Here is a 12,007-nt window from a genome sequence, read left to right as displayed (position 1 = left end):
GCGCGATGATCGGGGGATGTCGTCGGTCTCACTTGCTCGCCCGTTCGCCGCTGCGGGGTTCGCCGCCGTCTTCACCGGGGTGCTGGCCGTGTCCGCGCTGCACGTGCTGCCGCCGACGGCCGCGATCAGCCCGATCCGGCGGACCATCAGCGAGTACGCGTACTACGAGACGGGCTGGGTGTTCAACCTCGGCGTGCTCATCCTGGCAGCGGGTTCGCTGGCCGTGTTCGCGGCGCTGGCGTACGCCAAACTGATCCGGCCCGCCTCGTTCGCCTCGCTGGGGCTGCTGCTGTGGTCGGCAGGTCTGGCGGCGGTGGTGTACTTCCCGAAGCACGACTGGTCGGTGGGCCCGTCGACGCACGGCACGATCCACCGGATGGCGAGCCTCGTCGCGTTCCTCAGCCTGCCGCTGGGTGCCCTGCTGGTCACCGTCATGTGGCGGCGGGAGCGGCGCTGGCGCGGCAGCGTCTGGCTGACCGCGATCCCCGCCCTGGCCGCCCTCGCCTTCTTCAGCGTCATCATCGGCGCCTACCTGCTCACGCCGTATACCGGCCCGCCGTGGTGGGACGTCATCCCGCTCGGCTTCGTGGAGCGCGGCCTGGCCACCTTCGAGGTGCTGACGGTGCTGGCACTGGGCCGCTGGGCGTGGCGGGCAGCGGCTGTGCCAGCCCCCGACGACGCACCGACCCCGGCGTCGTAGCGCCGAAGCCCGTCATGATTCGTTTTCGTGGTCGCTGGACGCCCCTATAGGGACAGCCAGCGCCCACGAAAACAGATCATGGAACGCGGCAGCGGTCAGACGGTGACCGGTGCCGGGTCGGTGGCCGGTGGCCGGGTGGCGGGTCCGCGGCGGTCGGCGCGGCGCAGGAACGTCCAGGTGGTGAGGCCTGCGGGGATGACGAGCCAGCAGGACAGCAGCCGGTAGCCGAGCACGGTAGCCGCGGCGGCGGCCGGTTCCGCGCCCGCGGCGGTCAGCGCGGCGAGCAGCGTCGCCTCGATGACGCCGATGCCGCCCGGCGTGATCGGGATCTGCCGGACCAGCTGCGCGGCGACGTACACCGTGCCGAGCTGCAGCAGGTCGAGTGGCAGGTGGAAGGCCTGCGCGACGGCGGCGAGGCAGGCCATGTCGCCGAGCCAGTTCAGTGCCGCGAAGCCCAGCGCCGCGCTGCGGTGCCGCCGGGGCATGCTCTCGGCGATCGCCACGACGCCGCGCAGCAGCTCGCCGAGCCGTTGCAGCTGCCGGCGGATCAGGCCGGGCCAGGCGACGGGACCGGTGGCGGGCGCTTGCGGTGCGGCGGCCCGGTAGGCGACGTCCTGCCCGTCGAGCGGTCCGGCAGTCAGCGGCACGTGAGGCCGGGCGAACTGGCGCATCAGCAGAACCGCGCCCGCGATGCTGACGGCCAGCACCGCGACGGTCAGCACCGGCTGCTCCTGCCAGGTCGGGCCGGGCGCGGCCAGGAAACCGAGCAGGAAACCGGCGGCGTACAGCAGCACCAGCGCCCCGAACGAGCAGATGCCGGACATGATCACGACAGCGGTGGCGGACTCGCGGTCGGCTCCCCAGCGGCGGAACCGCTGGTACGCGAACCCGGCCGACACGGCGGTGCCGGCGGGCATGCAGATAGCCAGCGCGGAGCGCGTATAGGTCAGCGCCAGCGTCGCGCCCAGCCCGGCCCGTACGCCGACGCCGCGCAGCAGGCTGATGTGCTGGCGCGCGAACAGGGACATCGACAGCACCTCGGCCAGTACCGCGACGCCGATCCAGGCCAGGTCGCTGTCGGCGAGCACGGGGGTGATCTCGTCGAACCCGGGGATCTGGCCGCGGACGGTCTGCAGCGCGAGCACCACCACGGCCACCGGCAGCAGCCTGCGCAGCCAGCGCCGCCAGCCGGGTGTGGCGGGCGGGGCCGTGGTGGCGCCGTCCGGTGTCGCCGCAGGTGGCGCGCTGGGTGGGCGTGGCAGGCGGCGACGTCGGGCAGCCCGTTCGCCGGGTAGCGCGGCCTGCCGGCGCGGGGACCGGTAGGGCCGGGCCCGGCGTCGGCAAACCTTCGGCGCGGATGCCCGGCGAAGTGCCTTCACGAGGACGGACCTTACCGCCCGGGAGCGGCCCGGCGAGCGACTCGTAATCTTGCACACAGCGCAAAATTTGCTGAATGCCGGTCAACCGGCACGTGGCCCGCGCGTTATGCGAACGGCTCGGCGGCCCGGTCGAACGCGGCCCGCACCGCGTCGGGCAGGGCTGCCCCGCCACGCTGCTCGACCCACAGGCCGAACGCGCAGCGCAGCGTCGCCATAAACACCGCGGCCAGCACCCGCGAGCGCGCCGGCTCGTCGGGATGGCCGGGGTCGCGGGCGGCGATCTCGGCGGCGAGCTCCTGTTCGAGGGTCGCCTGCGCGGCCGCCTGCTGGGCGAGCAGCGACGGGTGGCGGCGCAGCAGCCGGGTCTGCGCGACCCAGTTCGGGTCGACCTTGCCGAGCTGCGTGAACTGGGTCTGCGCGGCGGCGGTCATCGCCTGCCAGGGCGACTCCCCGGCGGGGCGGGCGCGCAGCAGGTCGAGCAGGCGCTCGATGCGTACGCGGTCGCCGTAGAGGAGGGCGTCCTCCTTGTTGGCGAAGTAGTTGGAGAACGTGCGCCGCGACACGTTGGCCTCGTCGGCGATGGCGTCCACGGTCACCGCGTCCAGGCCGCGCTCGACGGCCAGGCGGAGCACGGCCTCGTGCAGCGCCTGGCGGGTCGCTTCCTTCTTGCGTTCGCGCAGGGTCGTCGTCGGCTCCACGAGCAGGAGACGATACCGGCCGCCGTGGCGGAATGCACATCGGGAAACTTTGCACACTGCGCAAGTTCGGGTGCATATTCGATGCCATGAGCAACCCCGGCCACACCCCCCGCCACCTGCGCATGGGCCACCGCGAGATCCTGGAGTCCCTGAGCGGGCTGCTGCTCGTGCTGTTCGTCGCCATGATCAGTTCGACCATCGTCTCCACCGCGCTGCCGCGTATCGTCGGCGAGCTGAACGGCACGCAGACGCAGTACACCTGGATCGTCACCGCGACCCTGCTCGCCGCGACCGCCACCACCCCCGTCTGGGGCCGCCTGGCGGACATGTTCAGCAAGAAGCTCCTGGTCCAGATCGCGATCGTGATCTTCGTGATCGGTTCGCTGCTGAGCGGCTTCGCGCAGGACACCAACCAGGTCATCGCGGCCCGCGCCGTGCAGGGCATCGGCGTCGGCGGCCTGCAGGCCCTGGTGCAGATCGTGATCGCGGCGATGATCCCGCCGCGCGAGCGCGGCCGCTACAACGGCTACCTGGGCGGCGTGATGGCCGTGGCGACGCTGGCCGGGCCGCTGCTCGGCGGCGTGATCGTGGACACCTCCTGGCTGGGCTGGCGCTGGTGCTTCTTCGTCGGCGTGCCGATCGCCGCGATCGCCTTCGCGCTGCTCTGGCTGACCCTCGACCTGCCCCGCGGGCACCGGATCAAGGCGAAGATCGACTACGTCGGCGCGGCGCTGATCGCCATCGGTGTCAGCACGCTGCTGGTGTGGGTGTCGTTCGTCGGCAACTCGTTCGACTGGGTTTCGTGGCAGACGTTCGCCATGGTCGGCGCGGCGGTGCTGGTGCTGGCGGCGGCGGTGTGGGTCGAGTTGCGGGCGGAGAGCCCGGTCGTTCCGATCACCGTGATCAGCAAGCGGGTGCCGGCGCTGTCCATCGTCGCCAGCCTCGCGGTCGGCATGGCCATGTTCGGCGGTGCCGTGTTCCTCGGGCAGTACTTCCAGATCGGCCGCGGCTACACCCCGACCGAGGCCGGACTGCTCACCATGCCGATGATGCTCGGCGTCCTGATCTCCTCGACAGTCACCGGCCGCCTGGTCACCAAGACCGGCAAGGTCAAGCCGTACATCGTCACCGGCGCGATCGTGCTGGTCGCCGGGTTCGCCGGGCTGTCGTTCATCGACCACGACACGCCGCTGGCCATGATCGGCACCGGCATGCTGCTCGTCGGCCTGGGTGTCGGCATGACCATGCAGAACCTGGTGCTCGCGGTGCAGAACACCGCCGCGCTCAAGGATCTGGGCGCGGCCACCGGCTCGGTGACCTTCTTCCGCTCGCTCGGCGGCACCATCGGCGTCTCGGTGCTCGGCGCCGTGCTGGCCAACCGGGTCCAGTCGATCATCGCCGCGCACCTGGCCGCGGCGGGACTGCCCGCGGGCTCGGGCGGCGGCTCGCTCAACCTCAAGGCGCTGCCGCCCGCCGCCCAGACGATCGTGCGCGAGGCGTACGGCGACGCCACCGGCCACATCTTCCTCATCTCCGCCGCGATCGGCGTGGTCGGCGTCATCGCCGCCCTGCTGCTGCCCGAGATCGTGCTGCGCTCCGGCGTCGAGGCCCCCGTCCCGACCGCCCCGGAGCCCGCCCCGGCCCAGGTCCCGTCGCACGCCGACGCCCGCTCGCATCGCCCGACACCCGCCCACGCTCCGGCGATGGCCCACGCCCGCACCCCGGAACCGGCGCACGGCCACGTAACCGCCCGGCCGCACACGCCGGCTCCCGCGTTCGCCTACGCGCCGTCCAGCCCGTGGCCGCCGCACGCCGACGGTCGCACGCAGGCTGCCGCGACGAGCCGAGGCCACGGGCAGTACGTCCCGGCGCAGGCCGGTGAGCGTTCGCCCGAGGGTGCGCCGTCCTACGGCTACGGACCGGCGGCGGTTCGGGTGCCCCACGGCTTCGGCCCGATCCCGGGTGACCTGCCGACCACGGCCCGCCCGCACGCGGCGGCCGCCGACGGTCGGACCGCATCGTCCCGGCACGGCCGGGCCTGAGCGAGGAGGGCCGGACCGTGGACGTCCCGCAGCAGCGCGCCGAGCACTACGGACCGGCGGCCGCCCCGTGCGCCTTCGAGCGGGGCACCGACGGACCCCGCGTGATCATGGTCGGCGTGGACGGCAGCCCGACCTCGGAACGGGCCGCCGCCTACGCCGCCGGGCTGGCCCGCAGGCAGCGCAGCCGCCTGGTGGTGGTCTTCGTGGGGGAGCACGCCGGGCTGGTCGGGGCGATCTACGGCCAGGCCGCCGCCGCGGTCGTCGAGACGGCTGAGGAACTGGCGGCCGAGCTGCGCGAACAGGTGCGCCGGGCGGCCGAGGAGATGGACCTGCCGGTCACCTTCGTGGTGCGGCGCGGGGACGCGTACGCCGAGCTGCGGGCCGCCGCCGACGAGCTGAAAGCGGACATGCTGGTCGTCGGCGCGTCCGCGCAGGCGGGGCACCGGTTCGTCGGCTCGGTGGCGACCCGGCTGGTCAAGCAGGGCCGCTGGCCGGTGGTCGTGGTTCCCTGACCAGCCGGCCGGTCGGCCAGAAACCTGCCAAAAGGTGCGAACGCTAGTAACTTGGAGAGGTCCTGGCGGTTCGACGGGGGAGTCTGACATGTCCGACACACTGGCCACGAGCGTACCGACGTACCCGTTCGGCAACGCCGGGCTCGAACCGCTGCTGCCGGACCTCGGCCCGGACGGGGTGGGCCGGGTGCAGCTGCCGACCGGCCAGCAGGCCTGGCTGTTCACCCGGCACGAGCACCTGCGTGAACTGCTGCGCAGCCCGGACTTCTCCAGCGACTTCACCCGGCCCGGCTTCCCGCTGATCCGGCCGATGCCCGAGGACATGCCGCGCCGCCCGGACGGCTCGCTGATCCGGATGGACCCGCCGGAACACACGAAGTTCCGCCGCATGCTCACGCCCGAGTTCATGATCAAGCACATCCGCACGCTGGAGCCGCTGATCCGGCAGACCGTCGTCGACGCCCTCGACGAACTGCGCGCCGCCGGGCAGCCCGCCGACCTCGTCGAGCACTTCGCGCTGCCGGTCCCGTCGATGGTGATCTGCCACCTGCTCGGCGTCCCGTACGCCGACCACGACTACTTCCAGGAGCGCAGCCGCATCCTGCTGGCCTGGTCGAGCCCGCCCGAGCAGGTCCGCGACGCGATCGAGGAGATGCGCGAATACCTGACCCGGCTCATCGCCGTCCGGCGCGGCGAACCCGGCGAGGACATGATCAGCCGCCTGGCCGCCGAGCGCGTCGCCACCGGCGAGATGACCGAGGAGGAGCTGGTCGGCCTGTCGGTGCTACTGCTCATCGCCGGGCACGAGACCACCTCCAACATGATCGGCCTGAGCGCGCTGGTGCTGCTCGAACACCCGGAGCAGCTGCGCCAGCTGCGGGAGCGGCCCGAGCTGATCGACGACACCGTCGAGGAGCTGCTGCGCTACCTGACCATCGTGCGGACCGGGCTGACCCGCGTCGCGACAGCCGACACCGCTGTCGGCGGGCACCCGATCGCCGCCGGGGAGGGCGTCATCGCGCTGCTGTCGGCGGCCAACCGCGACGCCGCCGTGTTCCCCGACGGCGACGCGTTCGACCTGCACCGCGGCTCGCACCAGCACATGGCGTTCGGCTTCGGCATCCACCAGTGCATCGGCCAGCCGCTGGCCCGCGCCGAGCTGCGCATCGCCCTGTCCGAAATGATCACCCGGCTGCCCGGCCTGGCCCTGGCGGTCACGCCCGACCAGGTGCGCTACCGCGACGCGGTCGTGTTCGGGGTGCAGCGGCTGCCGGTGACGTGGTGAGCGGACGGCTGCGGGTCGCCGTCGACCGGGACGCGTGCTGCGGCTCGGGCAACTGCGTACGCACCGCGCCCGAGGTCTTCGACCAGGACGAGGAACTCGGCCTGGTCGTCCTGCGCCAGCCCGAACCGCCCGAGTCCGAGTACGACGCCGTCCGCGAGGCCGCCTACAACTGCCCCGCCGCCGCCATCGACCTCACCGAACCCTGACCCCGCTGGCAGGCCGGATGTGGGCGGCGGGTCACGCCCAGGGCAGGCGCAGGGATTCGAGTTCCGGGTCGGCGAGCAGGGTTTCGATCAGGGCGGCCGGGCCGGCGAGTTTGGTGCCCCACAGGTCCCAGTCCGACCAGGTCACCCAGGAACGGTCGGCGGGCCAGAGGTTGGCCGGGGAGCCGCTGCCGCGCTCGTCGTCGTAGAGCGCCGCGGCCTCGCCGAGCGGCCCGGCCAGCACGTGCGGCTCCTGGTCGGGGGCCGCGCCGCGGGCGATGTACGCGAAGCAGGCCGTGTCCGGGCCGGACCAGGCGATCAGCACGTCGAGCAGCCGCAGCCAGCCCTCCCGGTCCAGCGAACCCTCACCGGGCGGTTCGATGCTGGCGGGCCAGCTGCCGTCGGGGTGGGCGCCCGGCAGGCTGCGGAAGTCCGGTGCGCTGCCGGGCGGCACGACCGGCTCGTCGGTACGCGCGGCCAGCTCGGCCCAGCGCAGCCGCCGCCAGCCTGTCCCCGGATGCTGCGAGCGGCCCACCGCGCCGCCCGTGTCGACCACACCCCACTCGTCGAGGTTGATCCCGCCGATCAGCTCCGGCTCGACCATGCCCGCGTCGAGCAGGCTGCGGCGCAGGTCATGATGGGTGGTCTGGGTCGCCCCGGACTCCCACTCGTACATCGCGTGCAGGATCCACGCCGCGTCCGGCCGCGCGCCGGGGTCGTATCCGGTCCACGCCCCGTCCGGCCGCAGCTCGGCAAGCCAGTCCGCTTCCTCGGGAGCCACCTCGCGCCAACCGTCGCCCATGGTTCATCTGACCACATGATCCACCCGTGTGGGGTGCGGCCCGCTGGCGGATGTCGCGGCGACCGGCCATCGTGGACGCCACGTTCGGCCGGTGGACGGCCGCGCCGCGATCGCGATACTGGACCGATGCCGTCAATTCTCGCCGACGCCGCCCCGCCGCCGGAGTACATGGGACTCGGGCTGGCCGCGGTCTGCGTGTGCCTGCTGGCCGCCGTCGCCGCCGTCGTGCTCGTCGTCGTGCTGGTCAAGCGCTCGCGTAAATGAACCCCGCCAGCACCGAGGCGGCGTTCGCGGCGACCGCGAGCACGGCCAGCAGCGGGTCGCGCCGACCCAGCCACCAGGCCAGCAGCACCGCCTCCGCGCCGCACACCGCCAGCTCCGCGACGAGAAGGACCAGCGGGTACGCCTCGCGTGCGGTCCACGGCCCGAGCAGCCACCACAGCAGCGGATGCGTCGCCAGGTTCACGCCCAGCCCGCACAGCACCGCCCGCCGCCACGGCACCGCCCAGCCCCAGCGCAGCGCGGCCGCGTACGCGGGGATCTCGACGGCCAGCGTCAGCGCGAGCGCGGCCGGGTAACGGAGCACGCCATGACGGTAGCCACCCTGCCCGCCCCGCGCACCCCCGCGCCGCCGCGCGCGACCGCCCTCGCGCTCGGCTTCGCCGCCTGCGCGGCCGTGGCCCTGTTCGCGGCCCTGCGCGCCCCGCTGGCGACCACGGTGCTCGGGCTCATCGCGTTCGGGGTGCTGCACAACGTGCTGGAGCTGCGCTACGTCGCGGGCCGCTTCGCGCACATCCTCACCGGACGGCTGCTGTGGACCGCGCTGGCGCTGGTCACCGCGATCGTGTTCTGCCGCGTGCTGGCGCTGCGCGTGCCCGAGATCGTGCTCTGCTACGGCGTGCTCGCCGCCGGGGTCTGGCACGCCGTGCCGCGCCGCTGGCTGCCGCTGTCGGGACTGGCCCTGGCCGGGGCGGCCGCGGTGTCGCTGACCTGGCCCGCGTACCACTTCGTGGTCCTGGCCCATCTGCACAACGTCGTGCCGCTGTTCTTCCTCTGGGAGTGGTCGCGCAGGCTCACCGGGCGCGAGCGGGCGCTGTTCCGGGCCGCGCAGCTGGGCTGGGTGCTGCTGGTGCCCGCGCTGCTGCTGGCCGGGGCGTTCGACCCGCTGCTGGCCGACGGGTCGGCGGCGGTCGTGGCGTTCGCGGGCACACCGGAGGCCATCGCCGCGCCGGTCAGCCCACCCGGCCTGACCGCGGGCCTGCGCTTCCTCGCGGTGTTCGCGTTCCTGCAGGCCATGCACTACGTGGTGTGGCTGGGATTCCTGCCGCGGTTCGCGCCCGACGCCGCGGCCGCGTTCGCCCAGCGCGTCCCGTGGCTGTCCGGCTGGCGGCCCTGGGCGCTCGGAGCCGCCGCGGCGCTCGTGCTCGGCGCCCTGTTCCTCATCGACTACGGCCAGGGCCGCACCATGTACCAGGCCCTGGCCAGCTACCACGCCTACCTGGAGTTCCCGGTCCTGCTCGCGCTGCTGTTCGCGACCCCGCGCCCCGCCTGAGCCCGGCCGTCACTGCTCCGCCTGCGCGGGCCTGCCCTCCAGCAGTGCCATGCCGAGCGGGGCGAGCCGGTGCTCGACGCTGTTGCGCCGCCGCTCGCTGTACACCAGCCCGGCCTGGCGCAGCACGGCCAGGTGCTCGCTGGCGGTGCTCGGCGACTGGCCCAGCCGCGCGGCGATGGAGCTGGTCGAGCCGCCCTCCGCGCACAGTTCGAGGATCGCCGCCCGGGTCCGCCCGACCAGCGCCGACAGAGCCTCCTGGTGGCGTACGGCCAGCAGCCCGGCGCTGCGGTCGACCTGGTAGACCAGCACCGGCGGCAGCGCGTCGTCGATGAGCGTGATCGGCCGGGAGCCGCGCTTGAAGAACGACGGCACCAGGACCAGCCCCCGCCCGCCCAGGTGCAGGTCGCGGTCGCGGGGGTAGCCCTCGATCCGCAGCACGCCGTCGCTGAAGCTGAGCGACGGGTGCAGCGAGTTCAGCAGCGCCGCGAGACCGCCTGCGGCGACCGCGCGGCAGCGCGCGGCGTGATCGGCGGCGAACGACGCGGTCACCCAGTGCCACTGCGGCCGCACCACGGCGTCGTAGTAGTCCCGCATACCGGCGGTCAGCTCGCGCAGCGCCGTCACCCGACCCGCGCTGAGATCCTGCGCGGCGGCGGGCAGCGCCCCGCGATCGGCGGCGACCATGGCCACGTCGCGGCTGAGCCGGTCCGGGCGGGTGCCGACGACCGCCTCCAGCCCGTCGTCGACCCCGCCGTCGCGCGGACTGGGGGTCAGGAAGTCCGGGAAGTCGCCGTACGCGCGGTTGACGCCGAGGAACAGCTCGGAGCGCTCGCGCAGCGCGGTCCCGGCGCGCAGCGACTGCTGCGCGGACCGGTGCCAGCCCAGCAGCAGCGGATCCTCGTTGCGCCGCCCGAGCAGGTGGGAGCTGAGCGTGATCTCCCACAGCGGGTCCGGCGCGGTGACGATCCGGGTCTGGATGAGGTCATGCGAGGTGAAATGGATGCAGTACACGACGATCCGCCTGACCCCTCAGCCCCGGACCTGTCCGCGCAGAGCCTGCCCCATGACGCCGCCCCTCTCCCACACTGCCGGTTTTACGCTTGCGGGCAGGTTAGTGGTTGCCGTGGACCCGGCACCAGACCCGCGTCCGCGATCAGACGTGCAGCCCCGGCGGGAAACCGGTCCAGCGCAGCCGGTCCGGCAGGTGCGCCAGGTCGTTGAACGACACCAGCGACGGCGGCCGCCCCACCCGGTACAGCAGCACGGTGATCCCGCAGTTGGCCTGGTTGATGCCGATCCAGCGGGCCGGCGGCGCGTCCAGCGCGTGCCGCACCAGCCAGCCGATCAGGAAGTTGTGCGTCACCACCAGCTCGTGCGTGTCGTGTTCAGCGGTCGCGGTGTAGCGCCGCTCCGCCTGCGCGATCAGCGCCGCCCCCTCGGCGATCTCGGCGGGGGAGTAGCCGTCGAGAAACCCCTTCGCGAAGGCGGGCAGCTCGGCGGCGGGCGGCAGGTACGGCACGTAGTCGCCGGCCAGCGGCGTCTGCTCGACCGGCACACCCGGCAGGTGGGACGTGATCAGCGCGGCCGTCTGCGCCGCCCGTTCCACCGGGCTGTGCTGCACCGACGCGAACGGCACCGACGCCAGCCGCGCGCCGGTCAGCCGGGCCTGCTCACGCCCGGCCTCGGTCAGCCGCCCGTCCGCGGTCGCCTCCCCGTGGCGGACCAGATACAGCAGCCGGTTCGCGGTCACGACTGCTCCCGCAGCGCGGCGTACTCGGCCGAGGCCAGGAAGTCCGTGATCGCGCGGGCGGTGCCCGGGGTGAACTCGCGCTCCCGGAACACCTCGCCGACCGGCGTGAACACCATCGCCGCACCCTCGCCGAGCACGACGTCGTCCTGCACCGCCGAGGTCACCCCGTAGAAGTAGTGCTTCACCCGGTGGTGTTCGGGCACCGGCTGGACCAGGAACAGCCGCAGCGGGGCGTCCGGACGCAGCGACGCCTCCTCCATCAGCTCGCGCGGCGCGGCCTGCTCGGCCGTCTCGCCGGGCTCGATATGGCCGCCGGGCAGCGCCCACATGTTCGGGAAGCTCGGGGCGTGCTCGTCACGCAGCTGCAGCAGCAGGTCACCGGCGCGGTTCACGAGCAGCACCACGGCGAGCTGCACAGGCTTGTCATCCATTCGGCCCAGCCTAGGTCAACCGTGATCGGCTTGCGGGCCCCTGTCACAGTGATGGCCCACATCCGCGTCACGGGGAGAGACACATGGCAGACGGCGTACGGCTCCGATCGCGCAGCGTGGTGCTGGGCGCGGCGTTCCTGGGACTGGCGGGCAGCACGGCCGCCTGCGGCTTCGGCCCGGACGCGCCGGACGACCCGGTGTACCAGCCGAGCGCGGTCGACTACCAGCAGCCCTCGTACCAGCCGCAGCCGGTGGTCGTGGTCCCGTCGCCGGTGCTCTCGCCGAGCCCGACGCCCGCGATCGTCAAGCCGTCGCCGGTGCGCACCTCCGCCGCCCCGGTCGTGGTGCAGGCGGTCGACGACGACAGCTACGTCTTCTACTGCGTCGACGAGGCCGAGGTGATCGTCGACCCGTACGAGTGCGACGGCGACCGCGCCTACGGCACCGACTGGCCCTATTACCTGGCCTACTCCACCGCGTACCCGCGCACCCTGCGCGTCGGCCAGCGGGTGCCGACCGGCGGAGACATGTTCAACGCGGGCGACACCTCGGCCCGGTCCGACTGGGGCCTGCCGTCGAAGGTCACCAACGGCAGCACCGTGCGCTCCGGGATCGTCGGCGGCACCGGCAACGGCACCACCGCGGGCAGCTGA

14 protein-coding genes and 1 pseudogene are annotated in these 12,007 nt (G+C 73.4%); 8 read left to right on the top strand and 7 right to left on the bottom strand.

Annotation, left to right across the window (positions count from 1 at the left end):
* Window positions 1-16: 16 nt before the first annotated feature.
* Window positions 17-700: a DUF998 domain-containing protein gene (locus HAV40_RS01350; RefSeq protein ID WP_166378140.1), complete on the top strand. Its 684-nt coding sequence runs from the start codon at window positions 17-19 to the stop codon at window positions 698-700.
* 95 nt (window positions 701-795) lie between these two features.
* Here HAV40_RS01350 and HAV40_RS01345 read toward each other — a convergent pair whose 3' ends face one another.
* Both HAV40_RS01345 and HAV40_RS01340 read right to left on the bottom strand, forming a co-directional pair.
* Window positions 796-2,079, bottom strand: a complete 1,284-nt coding sequence (locus tag HAV40_RS01345) for a lysylphosphatidylglycerol synthase transmembrane domain-containing protein (RefSeq protein ID WP_166378137.1) — start codon at window positions 2,077-2,079, stop codon at window positions 796-798.
* A gap of 104 nt (window positions 2,080-2,183) precedes the next feature.
* Window positions 2,184-2,777 carry a TetR/AcrR family transcriptional regulator gene (locus tag HAV40_RS01340; RefSeq protein ID WP_203671299.1) on the bottom strand — a complete coding sequence of 198 codons (594 nt, stop codon included), beginning with the start codon at window positions 2,775-2,777 and terminating at the stop codon, window positions 2,184-2,186.
* Between the two features lie 86 nt (window positions 2,778-2,863).
* On the opposite strand from HAV40_RS01340, the pseudogene HAV40_RS01335 reads away from it, so the two are divergent.
* From HAV40_RS01335 to HAV40_RS01320, 4 genes and pseudogenes are all read left to right on the top strand, one after another.
* Window positions 2,864-4,396: pseudogene (locus tag HAV40_RS01335) on the top strand (MDR family MFS transporter); the annotation flags it as partial.
* A gap of 440 nt (window positions 4,397-4,836) precedes the next feature.
* Window positions 4,837-5,331 carry a universal stress protein gene (locus HAV40_RS01330; protein ID WP_239086256.1) on the top strand — a complete coding sequence of 165 codons (495 nt, stop codon included), beginning with the start codon at window positions 4,837-4,839 and terminating at the stop codon, window positions 5,329-5,331.
* Window positions 5,332-5,419: 88 nt separating this feature from the next.
* Window positions 5,420-6,616, top strand: coding sequence for a cytochrome P450 (locus tag HAV40_RS01325; RefSeq protein ID WP_166378135.1), 1,197 nt, complete (start codon window positions 5,420-5,422; stop codon window positions 6,614-6,616).
* On the top strand, window positions 6,613-6,822 hold the full coding sequence (locus tag HAV40_RS01320) for a ferredoxin (RefSeq protein WP_239086254.1): 210 nt from the start codon (window positions 6,613-6,615) through the stop codon (window positions 6,820-6,822). Before HAV40_RS01325 ends, HAV40_RS01320 begins: the two co-directional genes overlap by 4 nt.
* A gap of 31 nt (window positions 6,823-6,853) precedes the next feature.
* Here the strand turns inward: HAV40_RS01320 and HAV40_RS01315 are convergent, their stop codons facing one another.
* Window positions 6,854-7,621, bottom strand: coding sequence for a hypothetical protein (locus HAV40_RS01315; protein WP_166378133.1), 768 nt, complete (start codon window positions 7,619-7,621; stop codon window positions 6,854-6,856).
* Window positions 7,622-7,747: 126 nt separating this feature from the next.
* Between HAV40_RS01315 and HAV40_RS01310 the strand changes: the two genes are divergently transcribed.
* On the top strand, window positions 7,748-7,885 hold the full coding sequence (locus tag HAV40_RS01310) for a hypothetical protein (protein ID WP_166378131.1): 138 nt from the start codon (window positions 7,748-7,750) through the stop codon (window positions 7,883-7,885).
* Here HAV40_RS01310 and HAV40_RS01305 read toward each other — a convergent pair.
* Window positions 7,866-8,207: a hypothetical protein gene (locus HAV40_RS01305; protein WP_166378129.1), complete on the bottom strand. Its 342-nt coding sequence runs from the start codon at window positions 8,205-8,207 to the stop codon at window positions 7,866-7,868. The two genes, HAV40_RS01310 and HAV40_RS01305, sit on opposite strands and share 20 nt — an antisense overlap.
* Window positions 8,208-8,210: 3 nt before the next feature.
* Here HAV40_RS01305 and HAV40_RS01300 point away from each other — a divergent pair, with 3 nt between their 5' ends.
* On the top strand, window positions 8,211-9,173 hold the full coding sequence (locus tag HAV40_RS01300) for a hypothetical protein (RefSeq protein ID WP_239086252.1): 963 nt from the start codon (window positions 8,211-8,213) through the stop codon (window positions 9,171-9,173).
* A 9-nt stretch (window positions 9,174-9,182) separates the two neighbouring features.
* On the opposite strand, the gene HAV40_RS01295 is transcribed toward HAV40_RS01300, so the two are convergent.
* The 3 genes from HAV40_RS01295 to HAV40_RS01285 form a co-directional block, all read right to left on the bottom strand.
* Window positions 9,183-10,184 carry an ArsR/SmtB family transcription factor gene (locus HAV40_RS01295; RefSeq protein ID WP_166378127.1) on the bottom strand — a complete coding sequence of 334 codons (1,002 nt, stop codon included), beginning with the start codon at window positions 10,182-10,184 and terminating at the stop codon, window positions 9,183-9,185.
* Between the two features lie 142 nt (window positions 10,185-10,326).
* The gene (locus HAV40_RS01290) at window positions 10,327-10,923 is read right to left on the bottom strand and encodes a histidine phosphatase family protein (RefSeq protein WP_166378125.1); all 597 of its coding nucleotides are present in this window, start codon (window positions 10,921-10,923) and stop codon (window positions 10,327-10,329) included.
* Window positions 10,920-11,354: an NUDIX hydrolase gene (locus HAV40_RS01285; RefSeq protein WP_166378123.1), complete on the bottom strand. Its 435-nt coding sequence runs from the start codon at window positions 11,352-11,354 to the stop codon at window positions 10,920-10,922. The genes HAV40_RS01290 and HAV40_RS01285 overlap by 4 nt, the downstream gene beginning before the upstream one ends.
* An 83-nt stretch (window positions 11,355-11,437) precedes the next feature.
* Here HAV40_RS01285 and HAV40_RS01280 point away from each other — a divergent pair, with 83 nt between their 5' ends.
* On the top strand, window positions 11,438-12,007 hold the full coding sequence (locus tag HAV40_RS01280; RefSeq protein WP_166378120.1) for a hypothetical protein: 570 nt from the start codon (window positions 11,438-11,440) through the stop codon (window positions 12,005-12,007).

Source organism: Catellatospora methionotrophica (assembly GCF_011297335.1).
Classification (GTDB): Bacteria; Actinomycetota; Actinomycetes; order Mycobacteriales; family Micromonosporaceae; genus Catellatospora; species Catellatospora methionotrophica.
Note: the sequence above shows the minus strand (reverse complement) of the source record. Positions and strands in the feature narration are given on the sequence as shown.